Here is a 14,027-nt window from a genome sequence, read left to right on the forward strand (position 1 = left end):
CTCCATGTCCAAAAACCCTATGGACATAACAGACGTCGGCTAGACGTTGGCTAGATGTTGGCTAGATTCTCTCGACCTTGCCCACTGCGTGCAGAGTCTTCAGGTTGGAAGCCTTGCGCAGCTGCAGATCCCACTCGCTGGGGCGCGGGTAGGCCTTGTCGCCCGCAGCCTCGGCGAAGAATGCCACGGTGGCCGGCAGAGTTACCGGCTTGGCGAACTCCACGCTGAAGCGCGCGGCGGACGGCAGCACGCCTTCCAGGCCACGCAGCATCGTGGCAGCGGACCACATGCCGTGCGCGATGACGGCCGGGAAGCCGAATGCCTTCGCACCAATGCCGGAGACGTGGATCGGGTTCTTGTCGCCCGAAGCCTGCGCATACTCCTGAATATCCGCCGGGGTTACGCGGTATTTCGCGGTCGGGGTTGCGTCGTACTCATCGAACGCGACGGGCTCTAGAATGCGGCCATCGGTCGGCTGCTCGTCCTTGTAGGGCGAGGAGCTGGACAGCTTCGCACCCTTAGACAGGAAGCCGCTGGTCTGCTTCCACACGTCCTCGCCTTCGACGGAGACGACGGTGACGACATCCAGCAGCACGCCCTTGGTGTGCGGGCGCAGGTTCTCCGCGTGCACGCGGATATCCAGCACGTCATCCACAGTCAGGTCGCGGGTCTGCTCGATGCGGTTGGTCAGGTGCACCAGGCCCACGGCGTTCACGGGGGAGTCCGAGGCAGTCAGGATCTTCATGACGATCGGGAAGCTCAGCACGTACGGATACGTGATCGGCAGCTCGTTGCGCAGCCGCAGGCCCGTTGCCGCGTTGTAGGCAGCTAGTTCTGGCACCTTGATCTTGACGCCCTCAACCTTGAACGCAGTTGTCGGATTCTCCTTGGCGCTGCGGGGGCTACCCACGCCCGGAACAACATCCTTCATGGCGTTGCGGTACTCGTCCATCAGCACTGGGATGGAATCCAGCTTCTTGTAGTCAACCACTGGTCGTGGCTCCTTTCTCTACAGTTCGCTTGACGGGGTTCGTCTTAGGCGCCCAGCATTGCCTGGCCACACACGCGGACAACGTTGCCGGTGACAGCCTGGGAAGCCGGAGCTGCGAAGTAGGCGATGGTCTCGGCGACATCCACGGTCTCGCCACCCTGCTGCAGGGAGGAAAGCAGTCGGCCACCGACACGGGTGCCGAACGGGATGGCGGCGGTCATTTGGGTCTCGATGAAGCCCGGAGCCACAGCGTTGACGGTGATGCCACGGTCAGCCAGCTTCTCGGAGAAGGAATCCACGAAGCCGATCACGCCAGCCTTGGTAGCGCCGTAGTTGGTCTGGCCACGGTTACCGGCGATGCCGGCGATGGAGGCCACACCGATGACGCGACCGTTGTCGGCCAGGCCGCCGTTGTCCAGCAGCTTCTCGGTGATGCGAACCGGGGCGACCAGGTTCACAGCAATGACGGAATCCCAGCGGCCTTCGTCCATGTTGGCCAGAAGCTTATCGCGGGTGATGCCGGCGTTGTGGACGATGATGTCGATCGGGCCGCCGTGGCGAGCCTCAGCGTGCTCCTTCAGCTTCTCGGCAGCATCATCAGCGGTGACGTCCAGCGGCAGGGCGGTGCCGCCAACCTTGTTGGCGGTCTCGGTCAGGCCCTCGCCAGCCTGCGGGATGTCCACGCAGATGACCTTCGCGCCGTCGCGAGCCAGCACCTCTGCGATGGTGGCGCCGATGCCGCGGGCAGCACCGGTGACGACTGCGACCTTGCCCTCAGACGGCTTGTCCCAGTTTGCCGGGGCGGTCGCGGACTGGGCGTCAACACGAATAACCTGTGCATCCACGAAGGCCGACTTAGCAGACAGCACGAAGCGCAGGGTGGACTCCAGACCAGCCAGATCAGCGGACGCATCCGGGGCGGTGTAGACCAGCTGGACGGTAGCGCCGCGGAGCAGCTCCTTACCGACGGAGCGGGTGAAGCCCTCCAGGGCGCGCTGTGCGATGCGCTCGTCAGCGTCATCGATCAGCTCCGGGGTGGTGCCGATGACAAGCAGGCGGGCGCAAGGCTGCAGCTGACGCATGACCGGGTGGAAGAAGTCGTACAGCTGGCGGAGGTCCTCCGGCTTGGTGATGCCGGTGGCGTCGAATACCAGGCCGGCGTACTTGTTATCGCCAGCGGAGGTAGAGACCTTGTAGTCGTCGGCGAGCAGCTCCTCGATGCGGCCGACCAGGCGACCGGAACCGCCCAGCAGGACACGGCCGTCCAGGGCGGGCTCGCCCTCCTTGTAGCGACGCAGCTTCGTCGGTACCGGCAGGCCAGCCTGCTTGGAGATCTTCTTGCCGAGGTCCGAGTTGATGAACTTCAGGTATGCATCCTGGTTTTCAGGCACTTGCTTTAACTCCTCAAATTGATAACTACTTACTCGCCCCTACTGTGCCTTATACCTGGCATGGTGCGGGGAAGTGAGCGGGAAATATACGAGTCTTGTTGGCAATACGTACACGTGCGTTGCCGAGACAATGTATGTTCTCATGTATAACCATACGGTGTGATCGAGCACACCGTGTAGGAAAACGTTCTTTCAATTCACATTCTTCGATGGAGTGACACAAAAACTATGACTAACGGAGCACCCCGCAAGGTCGCCATTCTCGGCGGCAACCGCATCCCGTTCGCCCGTTCCAACAAGGAATACGCGAATGCGTCGAACCAGGACATGCTGACCGCTGCCATCGATGGTCTGGTGGCTCGCTACGGCCTGCAGGGCGAAGAACTGGGCGAGGTCGTCGCCGGTGCCGTCCTGAAGCACTCCCGCGACTTCAACCTGACCCGCGAGACCGTTATCGGTTCCGCACTGTCCTCCACCACCCCGGCTTTTGACCTGCAGATGGCCTGCGGCACCGGCCTGGCTGCCCTGGTGCAGGTTGCAGACGCTATCGCCCTGGGGCGCATCGAGTCCGGCATCGGCGGCGGCGTAGACACCACCTCCGACGCACCGCTGGCCGTTAACGATCAGCTGCGCAAGACCCTGATCAAGCTGAACAACGCAAAGACCACCACCGACCGCCTGAAGCTGGTCGGCCAGATCCGCCCGTCCCAGTTGGCCCCGGAGCAGCCGAGCAACGGCGAGCCCCGCACCGGGCTTTCCATGGGCGACCACGCGGCCATCACCGCCCGCGAGTTCGGCCTGAGCCGCGAGGAGCAGGACCAGCTGGCAGCCGAGTCTCACCAGAAGCTGGCCAAGGCCTACGACGAGGGCTTCTTTGAGGATCTCATCACCCCGTTCCTGGGCGTGCAGCGCGATACCAACCTGCGCCCGGACTCCAACGTGGAGAAGCTGGCCAAGCTGAAGCCGGTCTTCGGCAAGAAGGATGCCGAGCAGCACGGCACCAAGGCCACCATGACCGCCGGTAACTCCACCCCGCTGACCGACGGTGCTTCCGCCGTCCTGATCTCCTCTGAGGAATGGGCAGCAGAGCACAACATCCCGGTTAAGGCTTACCTGGTCGACTCCGAGGTCGCTTCCGTGGACTTCATCAACGGTCGCGACGGCATGACCCCGGACGGCCTGCTGATGTCCCCGACCTACGCGGTCGCCCGCCTGTTGAAGCGCAACAACCTCACCCTGCAGGACTTTGACTTCTACGAGATCCACGAGGCCTTCGCTTCCCAGACCTGCGCCACCCTGAAGGCGTGGGAGTCCGACGAGTACTGCCGCGAGCGCCTAGGCCTGGACGGCGCCCTGGGTGCCATCGATCGCGAGAAGCTGAACGTCAAGGGCTCCTCCCTGGCAGCCGGCCACCCGTTCGCCGCTACCGGCGGTCGCATCATCGCCACCGCTGCGAAGGTGCTGGAGGAAAACGGCGGCGGCCGCACCCTGGTTTCCATCTGCGCTGCAGGTGGTCAGGGTATCGTCGCCATCATCGAGCGCTAAAGTGCCGCTAGCGGCTAGTTAGCTGCTAGCTTCTAGCGACCAGCGGCTGCGAGCCGCCGGTTGCTAGAAAACCTTCGCCAGATCAGTCTTGTACACCACAGCGTTGTAGCTGTGCCATGAGGTAGCCACCCAGTACAGGTTCCCATCGGTCTGGTGCGGGTACATAAAACCGCCGTAGATATCCGGCACCTGGGCCCTGGAGATCAGCGTTTTCGCGCTGCTCCAGGGTCCTTCTGGTTTATCCGCCTGGCGCAGCACCATGCCCTGCGTGGTTTCGTACAGAGCCAGCCACTTACCTAGGTGCTTGTTGTACTGCACCGATAGCTCGGATACGCGCCCGTCCAACACCGGCTTGGCGGAGTCCATACGGGAGCTCCATCCACTGCCATCCCAGTACTCCGCGGAGTTAAAATCCGGGAACGAAGCTTCGCTGATGCGCGCCAAGCGGGCCTGCCCGGAACGGCCGGACGGGGTGCCGTAGACATAGACGTAGCCATCCTCTGCACCTTCTGGTGCCTTAACAAAGGCCGTCATCTGGAAGTTATCCGCGCCCGGTCGGTGGGCAGGGAAGTCCGGCAGGCGCCCGTCACCGGAGGCCGCCGAGCTCGTGCGGTAGGAGCCCGGCACCACAGAGAACGTCTTTCCGCCGTCGGTGGACTTCGCCGTTGCGGCGTAGTTCGTGCGCCACTGGCCGGGCTTGCCCCAATCGCGGACCGACATGAAGTCCACGTACTGTGCACCGCCGACCTCGATGCCGGCGGTGGGGATGACCGTCATTTCTACCCCGCTGATCTTCAAGGACGCGGGCAGGAACTCCTCCGAGCGCGCACCGGTTGCCGGCCCGCCCAGGTGGATACCGTTGGAGGGATCCATGTCATCGGTTTCGTACAAAGCGTTGGAGTGCCAGCCGTTGTCACCCGCACCGCAGCGGAAGGAATCACCAAACGCCGCCAGCACACGCCCGTCCCCGGAATCCCACATGATGCCCAGGTCGGTGGAGCTCAAGCCCGTTTTGTCGGTGCGATCTGGGGCGAATCGCCCGGTCAGCATGTGCACCGCCTCGGTGTTGCCGGTGACCTTCGGCATGCCCTCGGGCTTGCCGGTGAGCCACTGCGGCTGGCCGAGGCTGCCCGCCAGCGATCCGCTGCTGCTGGCTGCGAGCCCATCGCTCAGGGTGGGGCTGTAGGTCCAGCACGGGTCCGCGGCGGCCTGGCCTGTTGCCAGGGCGGACACTGCGGTAGCGGTCGCCAGTATGGTTCCGGCGGTCAAAGTGGAGGCGAGGGTACGGCGAGAGGCGGAAATCTTGTGCATGTCGACCATAGTCGCACACGCTGGCCTGCATTGCCCGCTATGCTTCGCTATATTTTCGACTATGGCTAACTTTTCTCGCATTGCTTCCATCGCTGCCGCTACATGCTTGAGCCTTTCGTGCGCGGTGGGCATCGCCAATGCTGCGGATGCTGACTCTGCCCCCGAGACCCTGCAGCCTCTGCCGGAGGTCGAGGCTCCGGCCACGGGTAGCACGGGTAGCTCCTCGCGGGTGCCCAAGGCGTGCCAGAAGCTGGGTCAGCAGATTGAGCAGATCCGTAAGCAGTGGGATGCCGCTGTCGCCGAGCAGGATATCCACAAGGCCAATGGCCTGCGCGTGGATTTCGGCAACCTCGCCGCCAGCTATTACCAGTGCCGTCTGGCCGGAAACACTCTGGCCGGCTCGCTGTAGGCACTAGCATGGCCTCATGATCACAATTGGACTGACTGGTGGCATCGGCTCCGGCAAGTCGACCGTATCTTCGCGGTTGTCGGAGCACGGTGCTTTTATTGTGGACGCCGACCTGGTGGCGCGCGAGATCGTCGAACCCGGCCAGCCAGCTTTGGCCGAGCTGGCAGATGCTTTTGATGGGGTGCTAAACCCCGACGGAACGTTGAACCGTGCAGAGCTGGCGCGCCAAGCCTTCGCCACCCCGGAGGCGACGGAAAAGCTGAACGCGATTACCCATCCGCGCATCCGCGCCCGCACCGAGGAGCTGTTTCGGCAGGGGAGGGAGTCCGGCGCGCAAGTGCTGGTCTACGACATGCCACTGCTCATCGAGAATGGCGAGGTGGACAAGGTCGACCACGTGCTGGTGGTGGATGCTCCCGACGAGCTGCGCATCGAGCGGCTCGTGCAGCACCGTGGTTTGGATGAGGATGATGCTCGGCGCCGCATTGCCGCCCAGATCGATCGGGAAACCCGCCTGGCCGCGGCCGACACGGTGCTGGATAACTCCGGCAGTGTGGACAGCCTGCTAGACCAGGTCGACGCTTTCTGGCGCGGACTCTAGGGCTTTACCAGAACCGGGGGATTCCCGCGCCGAAGATCGGCGGCAGACCGTCGGCCACGATCGTCTCCGGGAAGATGAACAGCCCGACCGCGTCGCGGTAGCGAGAGGTGCGCTCCTTTTTCAGGTTGCGCTGTTGCACGGGATCGGACTTGGAAGCCAGGCCATAAACACTGGTATGCGGGCCAAACGCGATGAGATAGTCGCTGACACCCCGGTGCAGGTGGCTATCAGTCGTGGCAATCACCAGCTCGCGCGGTAGCTTCCTGCCGCGGATGTCTTTGTTGATGCTGTTGAAAAGGCGGGCACTGTGCCACGCATTGCTGATAGTGGACCAGGAGTTGCCCTCCACGTGGATGCGCTTCGGGGAGATCCCGGCGCGGACGAGCCACTTCTTCATCGCCTCGGCCTCCACGTGGCCGTGCTCGGTCTTGCCGCCAGAGGTGATGATGGGGCTAGCCGGGTGCTTGCGGGCGTAATCGCGGGCGACCTCCAGGCGACGCTGAAGGTTGGGGTGCACGGAACCATCCCGGTTCAGGCCATTGCCCAGCACCACCACAGTTGCCCGCGGATTGGTGGCCTTGCCAGGAGCCTTCACAGGAGCTTCCAAGACCTTCAGAATGTGGCTAACCTCGGCGCGTCGGCCGGGGGAGAGCCGGTCCAATGCAGGGCGGGGATCCTGGTTCAGATACTGGGCTGCGATGGCAGCCGCGGAGTAGGCGTCATCAACAGTGCGAGCAGTACGCGCACCGCTGGGACCGACCGGCAACAGTTCGCCCGGAATAACGACGGTGTTGGGGCCGATCGGCGCGGGACCGACAACGATCGGCGGAACGGCGGGCACAGCCGGCGCTGGCGCGGCAACGGCAGAGGGAGTAACCAAGAGCGAAAGAGCGATGACAGGGGCGATAGCGGCACGACCGCGGGAGAAGAGCTTCATGTGATTAACCTTAGAACGGTCACAGTAAAAGCGCTGGGTGGGCAGCGCGGCAGGTGGTGTCCGGGGCGACACGTAGACTTGGCCACATGGCCTTTGCAGCAGAACGTCCCGAACTGTCCTACTCCGAGTTTCGTCCCGTGGGGGAGGTCGAGCGCTCCAGCGGGAAGTTCGAGGTCATTAGCGATTACAAACCCGCCGGTGACCAACCGAAGGCGATCGAAGAACTGCACCAGCGCCTCAACCGAGGCGAGCGCGACGTGGTGCTGATGGGCGCCACCGGTACGGGTAAGTCCGCGACGGCCGCCTGGCTGATCGAAAAGGAGCAGCGCCCCACCCTGGTCATGGCACCGAATAAAACCCTGGCCGCCCAGTTGGCCAACGAGCTGCGTAGCCTGCTGCCGAACAACGCGGTGGAATACTTCGTCTCCTATTACGACTACTACCAACCGGAGGCGTATATCGCGCAGACGGATACGTACATCGAGAAGGACTCGTCCATTAACGAGGACGTGGAGCGCCTGCGCCACTCTGCGACCTCCGCGCTGCTGTCGCGCCGGGACGTGGTGGTTGTGTCCTCGGTCTCCTGCATTTACGGCCTCGGCACCCCGCAGTCCTACCTGGACCGCTCGGTGGTCTTGAAGGTCGACGAGGAGGTCGAGCGCGACCAATTCCTGCGCCTGCTGGTGGATATCCAGTACTCCCGTAACGACGTCGCCTTCACTCGCGGCACGTTCCGCGTAAAGGGCGACACGGTGGACATCATCCCCGCCTACGAGGAGCTGGCGGTGCGCGTGGAGTTCTTCGGCGATGATATCGATGCGCTGTACTACATCCACCCGCTCACCGGAGACGTGATTCGCCAGGTCGACGAGCTGCGCATCTTCCCCGCGACCCACTACGTGGCAGGCCCGGAACGCATGGAAAAGGCCATGCAGGCCATCAAGGAGGAAATGGCGCAGCGCCTGGACGAGCTGGAAAACCGCGGCAAGCTGCTGGAGGCCCAGCGCCTGCGCATGCGCACCGAATACGACCTGGAGATGATCCAGCAAGTGGGCTTCACCAGCGGCATCGAGAACTACTCCCGCCACATCGACGGCCGCGCCGCCGGTTCCGCGCCCGCCACCCTGATCGACTACTTCCCCGAGGACTTCCTCACCATCATCGACGAGTCCCACGTGACCGTTCCACAGATCGGCGGCATGTTCGAAGGCGACATGTCCCGCAAACGCAACCTGGTGGAGCATGGTTTCCGTCTGCCCAGCGCGCTGGACAACCGCCCGCTGACGTGGGAGGAGTTCGACGACCGCAAGGGTCAGTGCGTCTACATGTCCGCCACTCCCGGCGATTACGAGATCGCTGCCGCTCAGGGCGAGTACGTAGAGCAGGTCATTCGCCCGACCGGTCTGGTGGATCCGAAGGTGGAGGTGCGTCCGACCGAGGGCCAGATCGACGACCTGATCGAACAGATCCGCCAGCGGACAGAGAAGAACGAGCGCGTGCTGGTGACCACCCTGACCAAGCGCATGGCCGAGGATCTCACCGATTACCTGCTGGAACACGGCGTGAAGGTCCGCTACATGCACTCCGACATCGATACCCTCAAGCGCGTGGAGCTGCTCCGCCAGCTGCGCCTCGGTGAGTTTGATGTGCTGGTGGGCATCAACCTGCTGCGTGAGGGCCTCGACCTGCCGGAGGTCTCGCTGGTCGCGATCCTGGATGCGGACAAGGAAGGCTTCCTGCGCTCCGAACGCTCGCTGATCCAGACCATCGGTCGCGCTGCCCGTAACGTCTCGGGCGAGGTCATCATGTACGCCGACAAGGTCACGGACTCCATGCAGTACGCCATCGACGAGACCGAACGCCGCCGCGCCAAGCAGATCGCCTACAACGAGGAACACGGCATTGACCCGCAGCCGCTGCGCAAGAAGATCGCCGATATCTTGGACCAGGTTGCGGAGCTCGAAGCGGAGTCTGGTGGGGACGCCGCAGGCGGCACCGGCGCCGATTCCAGCGCCGGCGGGCGAGGCGAATCGCCGGAGGCCGACTGGGCGCTGGTGCGTGGCTCCAGTGACGAGCCGATGGCACGCCCGCAGCTGGAGAAGCTGATCCAGGAGATGACGGAACAGATGAAGTCGGCGGCGAAGGAGCTGAAGTTCGAACTCGCGGGTAGGCTGCGCGATGAAATTGCAGACCTAAAAAAGGAACTTCGGGGCATGATCGAGGCTGGGTTGTAAGATCAGAGTTATGTACAGCACAGTCGTCGTCGGAACCGATGGGTCAGAATCTTCCTTTTTAGCAGTGCGGCGTGCCGCGGGCGTGGCTGCGGCCATGGATGCCGATCTTGTGTTGGCCAGCGCCTACGTGGGGGAGCACGCGGACAACGCGGCCCAGAATTCCACTGCTGTGGAAGGTGAGATGTCGGCGGCTGAGGTGTTGGCGTCCGCAAGAAAAGAGGCCGAAGGGGAGGGCGCGAAGAAGGTTCGCGCGGTGCTGAAGGAAGGCGACCCGGTAGAGGCCCTGATGAGCATTGTGAAGAGCGAAGAGGCAGACCTGCTGGTGGTGGGTAACCGCGGCATTAACTCGCTGACGGGACGTCTGCTGGGCAGCGTTCCCGCCGACGCTGCGCGCCAGGCCGAGTGCGACGTGATGATCGTCCACACCGTCGGCACAAGGGACTAATTCCAGGGCAGCTCGCGGGCGTGGACGACCGTTAGCCCCTGGGTGGCGCGGGTCATGGCCACGTAAAGATCGTTGAGCCCCTGCGGCGAGGCCTCCACGATGTCCGCGGGCTCGACCAGCACAACTTCGTCGAATTCCAGACCCTTTGCGGCGGCCGTGTCGACGAATACAACCTCCGCGCCGGAGGCATCTGTGGGCTCGGACAACGCCGCCTGCAGCGGCTCCGGGCGGGTGGTGATCACACCGATAAGGCCTTCTTCACCCGTGAGTTCCCGGGCCTGCTCAACCGCGGCCTGAACCTTCGAGCCGAGCTCGGCGCCCTCAACCGGCAAATAGCGCACCCCGGTGCCCGATTCGCGCAGGGCCAGGGGAGAAGGCTGGGAGGGGTCGATCTCGTGCAACAGCGGCGCGGCAAGGTCCGCGATGTCTTTCGGCGTGCGGTAGTTCACCGTCAACTGGTGTAGCTGCCAGCGATCCGCAACAAAGGGGGATAGAGCCTCCGCCCAACTATCAACCCCGCCGGGATTGCCGGTCTGCGCGGGATCGCCCACCAAAGTCATCCACTTGTTCGGCGAGCGGCGGAACACCATTCGCCAGGCCATTTCGCTGAGCTCTTGGGCCTCGTCCACAATCACGTGCCCGAACGCCCACCGGCTATCCGCTGCCGCGCGCTCGGCGGTGGTGCGCTCGTCGCGCACTTGCTGGCGGGCGGCCAGCGTTTCCGCGTCGATAACGTCGTAGGCCATCAGCACTTCGGGCGCGAAGCCATCGTCCAGATCCTGGCTGGCCGAACCCGTCAAGATGTCCAGTGCCTCTTGCGCCTCCGTGATTTTCTCCAGCCACTGTTCGCGTTCTTCGGCGGCGGTTTCCTCGTCGGAGACATATCCCAACATGTCGATCAATTCATCGATAAGTGGCGCGTCGGCATCCGTCCATTCGCCGCTGGGGTGGGTGGCCAGGCCGCGCCACGTGTCCTCGTCGTAGTCCACGGCGATGGCAGCCGGATCCGCATAGAGCCGTTCCAAAACCTGGGTGGGGCGCAGCTCGGGCCAGAACTGCCCAAGGACATCCACGACCGTCGGGTCCGCTCCGAGTTCTTCGCGCAATGTGGCGATGTCGCCTTTGCTCAGCAGGTTCGCCCCACCCAGAGGGTCTGCGCCGATGTTCTTGCCTAGCGCGTCCGCCAGCGCGTTCAGCCCGTAGTCCAGGAAGGCCGCCCGCGCGTGGTTGTGCGGTTTGCGGGATCGTCGCGCGCGTGCCCGGGCTGCCCGCACCATGGTTGGCGTGAGCTGCACGTTGAGCCCGTCGATGCTGATGTCGATGCTGTCTTCCGGCACGGTCTGATACGACTTGATCGCATCCGCCAGGATCGTCAGCATTTCCTCGGATCCTTTGACCTCGCGCGCTAGCAGGTTCGTTTCGGGCACCGTGTGCAGGTTCGGCAGCAGCGTGCCGGGGGTCGCCAGCACCACGCCGGTCTCACCCAGCGAAGGCAGCACCTGGGAAATATAGGAAAGGAAGCGGTCGTTCGGTCCGATGATCAGCACGCCTGTGTTGTCTAGCTGTTCACGCCACGTGTACAGCAGGTAAGCAGCGCGGTGCAGCGCCACGGCTGTTTTGCCTGTTCCGGGTGCTCCCTGGACAACAGTTACGCCGCGGTGTTCGGCGCGGATGATTGTGTCCTGCTCCGCCGCGATGGTCTCGACGATGTCCTGCATATAGGCGGTGCGTGCCCTGTTGACGGCATCGAGTAGGGCTTCTTCTTTGGCGACGCCACCTCGCGCCCCAGCGCCCACAGACTCAGAAGGTCCTGCCGCGGTGGATAGCTGTTCGTCTGCCACGCTGCGCACCGTGCGTCCACGGGTAGTGATGTGGCGCCGGGTGTGAACTCCGTCGGGGTGCAGGGTGGTGGCCAGGTAGAAGGGGCGAGCCAAGGGAGCGCGCCAGTCCATTAGGAGGGTGCGCATCTGCTCATCGTCGTCGTGCAGGCCGATGCGCCCGATGTATCGGCGATCCAGGTGTTCGTTTCCGGGGACGGGGTTTTCCGGTTCCGCGTCCTCCACGTCGATGCGCCCGAACATGAGGCCCACTTCCGCAGCGGAGTAGGAATCCAGGCGCTGAGCAATATCGCGAGCCTCGCGGTCGCGCACCATCAGACCCTGCGGGTCGTCGATATCGGCCTCCAGGCGGACAGCCTTGAGCCGCTGTTCCAGCTTCTCGCGGGCGTGGTCTACCCGGGCTAGGAGTTCGTCGAGGTAACTTTGCTCGGCGGCGATGTCGTTGTTGGGCGCCAAGGTGGGTGCGGGGTCCCTTCTGTGTGGGGGCGTTAAGGATAGAGCACGCTAGTTTACTCCCTCCGCGATGCTTTCGATAGCAAAGAACCCCTGGTAGCCGAACTAACCAGGGGCTCTAAGTGTTTTTAGCTCTTACTTGAAGCGCTTTTGTGCCTGCTTTTGCGCCTTCTTTGCTCGCTTCTGTGCCTGCTTCTGTGCCTTCTGGGCGCGCTTGCGGGACTTCTTGGTGGCCTTCTTGACGTCCTTCTTCAGTTCCTCGGCGTCGAAGTCCTCCCATGCACCCTGCGCCTTTGCCGCAGCGGACTGTGCGTAGTCGGAAGCCTGGTCGCCGAACTCTGCTGCGCGCTCGCGCAGGTTCTCGGCGGTTTCCTTCCACTCGTCCTGGTGCTCGTCGACGTAATCAGCGACCTTCTCCTGAACCTGGCCAGCGACCTCCTTGGTCTTGGCAAAGAAACCCTGAGCCTGGTCGGAGGCGCTGGCGGCGAACGCCTTGGACTGCGTCTGCGCGTTCTCGATCATCTTCTGCTGCTCGGAATTACCCGGCAGTGCCTGCTGGGCGCGCCACTTCAGGCCCGGCTTGCCGGCCGTGTCAGCGGAGGTGATGACCAGGCCACCCAGCAGAGCCAGATCGGTAACCAGGCCGCGGATCTCCTCCTTGCGCTCAGCGCCGTTGGAAGCATTCCAGAAAGCGTGGCGGGACAGCGCAGTCGGGATCTGCACGGCGGCCAAGGTAGCGGCAGCCAGACGCGGAGCCTTGCCCGTAGCTAGCAGGGCAGAGGCAATGACCTTGGTGGTGCCTACGACGCGCACGGTGGTCTCCGCATCATCGGGGATCAGCCCGGCCTTGTCCTGTGGCAGTACGGAACGCAGCGTGCCGTTGATAGCCTTAGCGTCCTCTGCGTATTCGTTGCTGTTCAGCAGCATCTGTGCACCGTCGACAGCGAAAGCGGAAGCCAGCAGCGGGCGAGCAAGGGTACGGAACATTTGGGTCTACACACTCCTCATTAGTTGGTGGCACGACCCTTGACTGCAATTAGTCGTGCTCGAACAATCACCCAGGCTACCCGAATTAGTGATGCGCCGAGCGGATGCTAACACTCCGACTCTTCGTCTTTACCAACCTCGCGCTGCCCACTCATCGACCTTGCCCTTTTCCTCGCCGACGGTCGTAGAATCGCCGTGACCAGGGTGAATGCGAGTCTCTGCAGGCAGGGTGAAGATCCTATCGGTGACGTCGCCGAGGAGCTGTTGGAATTGCTCGGGGCTATTTGTTTTTCCGACGCCGCCGGGGAAAACGCTGTCGCCCACCCACGCTCGTGGCACGCGCCCGGCGGCCAGGTTCTGCCCGGCATCCGCCCCTGCAAGATCCAGCACTGCCAAGCCGCCCGGGGTGTGACCCCGTAGCTCGACTACCTGCAAGCCCAGCCCTGGCAGCTGTGCGCCAGCCAGATCCAACGCTTCCCGCGCCCCGTCGTCGTTTCCATACACTCGATCCGGCGCCACGGGCAGCGCCTCGGCATCCAGGCGCGGCCCGTGATGGCGGGCGCCTGTCGCCCCCAGCACGTCTGCCAGTGCGCGAGTGTGGTCTGCATGCTGGTGGGTGGTCAGCACATCGGTGATGCGCACACCCAGCTGTTCGGCCAACCCCAGCAGGTGCTCCGCGTCATCCGCGGCATCCACCAGCAGCGCTTCACCGCCCCGGCACAGCAACCAACAATTGTTGTCCATAGAACCCACGGTCGTTACTGCGTACGTGTGGGCGTCAGTACGAAGAACCTGCACGTCGCGCGGTGCGGAAAGATGGCTAAACTCAGTGACTTGCTGCATGGCACCACATTAACGTTGTTGCGGGTTTGGCGTAGACTGACA

At 63.6% G+C, this 14,027-nt stretch carries 12 protein-coding genes; 5 read left to right on the forward strand and 7 right to left on the reverse strand.

Translation table 11 applies throughout. The annotated features are described in order from the left end of the window. Positions 1–61: 61 nt before the first annotated feature. Together HMPREF2678_RS01405 and HMPREF2678_RS01410 are read right to left on the reverse strand one after the other, a co-directional pair. The gene (locus HMPREF2678_RS01405) at positions 62–991 is read right to left on the reverse strand and encodes a MaoC family dehydratase (protein WP_246817855.1); all 930 of its coding nucleotides are present in this window, start codon (positions 989–991) and stop codon (positions 62–64) included. 44 nt (positions 992–1,035) lie between these two features. Beyond that, positions 1,036–2,382 (reverse strand): 3-oxoacyl-ACP reductase, encoded by a 1,347-nt coding sequence (locus tag HMPREF2678_RS01410; protein WP_034971558.1) that lies wholly within the window; start codon positions 2,380–2,382, stop codon positions 1,036–1,038. Positions 2,383–2,610: 228 nt separating this feature from the next. Between HMPREF2678_RS01410 and HMPREF2678_RS01415 the strand changes: the two genes are divergently transcribed. Then, complete coding sequence (locus tag HMPREF2678_RS01415; RefSeq protein ID WP_034966024.1) at positions 2,611–3,927, forward strand: acetyl-CoA C-acetyltransferase; 1,317 nt, start codon at positions 2,611–2,613, stop codon at positions 3,925–3,927. Between the two features lie 63 nt (positions 3,928–3,990). Here HMPREF2678_RS01415 and HMPREF2678_RS01420 read toward each other — a convergent pair whose 3' ends face one another. Then, the gene (locus HMPREF2678_RS01420) at positions 3,991–5,238 is read right to left on the reverse strand and encodes a DUF4185 domain-containing protein (RefSeq protein WP_034966127.1); all 1,248 of its coding nucleotides are present in this window, start codon (positions 5,236–5,238) and stop codon (positions 3,991–3,993) included. A 61-nt stretch (positions 5,239–5,299) separates the two neighbouring features. Between HMPREF2678_RS01420 and HMPREF2678_RS01425 the strand changes: the two genes are divergently transcribed. After that, positions 5,300–5,647: a hypothetical protein gene (locus HMPREF2678_RS01425; protein WP_070550583.1), complete on the forward strand. Its 348-nt coding sequence runs from the start codon at positions 5,300–5,302 to the stop codon at positions 5,645–5,647. A 16-nt stretch (positions 5,648–5,663) separates the two neighbouring features. Beyond that, a complete protein-coding gene (gene coaE / locus HMPREF2678_RS01430; RefSeq protein WP_035008683.1) occupies positions 5,664–6,248 on the forward strand; it encodes a dephospho-CoA kinase in 585 nt (194 codons plus the stop codon). 4 nt (positions 6,249–6,252) lie between these two features. On the opposite strand, the gene HMPREF2678_RS01435 is transcribed toward coaE, so the two are convergent. After that, complete coding sequence (locus tag HMPREF2678_RS01435) at positions 6,253–7,185, reverse strand: YdcF family protein (protein WP_070550584.1); 933 nt, start codon at positions 7,183–7,185, stop codon at positions 6,253–6,255. Between the two features lie 86 nt (positions 7,186–7,271). Here HMPREF2678_RS01435 and uvrB point away from each other — a divergent pair, with 86 nt between their 5' ends. Both uvrB and HMPREF2678_RS01445 read left to right on the forward strand, forming a co-directional pair. Beyond that, complete coding sequence (gene uvrB, locus HMPREF2678_RS01440; RefSeq protein ID WP_070550585.1) at positions 7,272–9,419, forward strand: excinuclease ABC subunit UvrB; 2,148 nt, start codon at positions 7,272–7,274, stop codon at positions 9,417–9,419. 10 nt (positions 9,420–9,429) lie between these two features. After that, entirely contained in the window at positions 9,430–9,864 is a 435-nt protein-coding gene (locus tag HMPREF2678_RS01445; RefSeq protein WP_034966036.1) for a universal stress protein, read from the forward strand. Here the strand turns inward: HMPREF2678_RS01445 and HMPREF2678_RS01450 are convergent. The 3 genes from HMPREF2678_RS01450 to HMPREF2678_RS01460 all read right to left on the reverse strand — a co-directional run bounded on the left by HMPREF2678_RS01450 (position 9,861) and on the right by HMPREF2678_RS01460 (position 13,985). Beyond that, the gene (locus tag HMPREF2678_RS01450) at positions 9,861–12,158 is read right to left on the reverse strand and encodes a HelD family protein (RefSeq protein ID WP_070550586.1); all 2,298 of its coding nucleotides are present in this window, start codon (positions 12,156–12,158) and stop codon (positions 9,861–9,863) included. The genes HMPREF2678_RS01445 and HMPREF2678_RS01450 overlap by 4 nt on opposite strands. Before the next feature lie 132 nt (positions 12,159–12,290). Further along, positions 12,291–13,142: a DoxX family protein gene (locus HMPREF2678_RS01455; protein ID WP_034975813.1), complete on the reverse strand. Its 852-nt coding sequence runs from the start codon at positions 13,140–13,142 to the stop codon at positions 12,291–12,293. A 129-nt stretch (positions 13,143–13,271) separates the two neighbouring features. Next, the gene (locus tag HMPREF2678_RS01460) at positions 13,272–13,985 is read right to left on the reverse strand and encodes an MBL fold metallo-hydrolase (protein WP_070550587.1); all 714 of its coding nucleotides are present in this window, start codon (positions 13,983–13,985) and stop codon (positions 13,272–13,274) included. Positions 13,986–14,027 lie beyond the last annotated feature (42 nt).

This window comes from Corynebacterium sp. HMSC058E07, assembly GCF_001809885.1.
Lineage (GTDB): Bacteria > Actinomycetota > Actinomycetes > Mycobacteriales > Mycobacteriaceae > Corynebacterium > Corynebacterium macclintockiae.

Coding starts and splice junctions, on each gene's coding strand:
- HMPREF2678_RS01415 (WP_034966024.1), top strand. CDS start 2,611: ATGACTAACGGAGCACCCCGCAAGGTCGCCATTCTCGGCGGCAACCGC.
- uvrB (WP_070550585.1), top strand. CDS start 7,272: ATGGCCTTTGCAGCAGAACGTCCCGAACTGTCCTACTCCGAGTTTCGT.
- HMPREF2678_RS01445 (WP_034966036.1), top strand. CDS start 9,430: ATGTACAGCACAGTCGTCGTCGGAACCGATGGGTCAGAATCTTCCTTT.
- HMPREF2678_RS01425 (WP_070550583.1), top strand. CDS start 5,300: ATGGCTAACTTTTCTCGCATTGCTTCCATCGCTGCCGCTACATGCTTG.
- HMPREF2678_RS01460 (WP_070550587.1), bottom strand. CDS start 13,985: ATGCAGCAAGTCACTGAGTTTAGCCATCTTTCCGCACCGCGCGACGTG.
- HMPREF2678_RS01420 (WP_034966127.1), bottom strand. CDS start 5,238: ATGCACAAGATTTCCGCCTCTCGCCGTACCCTCGCCTCCACTTTGACC.
- coaE (WP_035008683.1), top strand. CDS start 5,664: ATGATCACAATTGGACTGACTGGTGGCATCGGCTCCGGCAAGTCGACC.
- HMPREF2678_RS01435 (WP_070550584.1), bottom strand. CDS start 7,185: ATGAAGCTCTTCTCCCGCGGTCGTGCCGCTATCGCCCCTGTCATCGCT.
- HMPREF2678_RS01455 (WP_034975813.1), bottom strand. CDS start 13,142: ATGTTCCGTACCCTTGCTCGCCCGCTGCTGGCTTCCGCTTTCGCTGTC.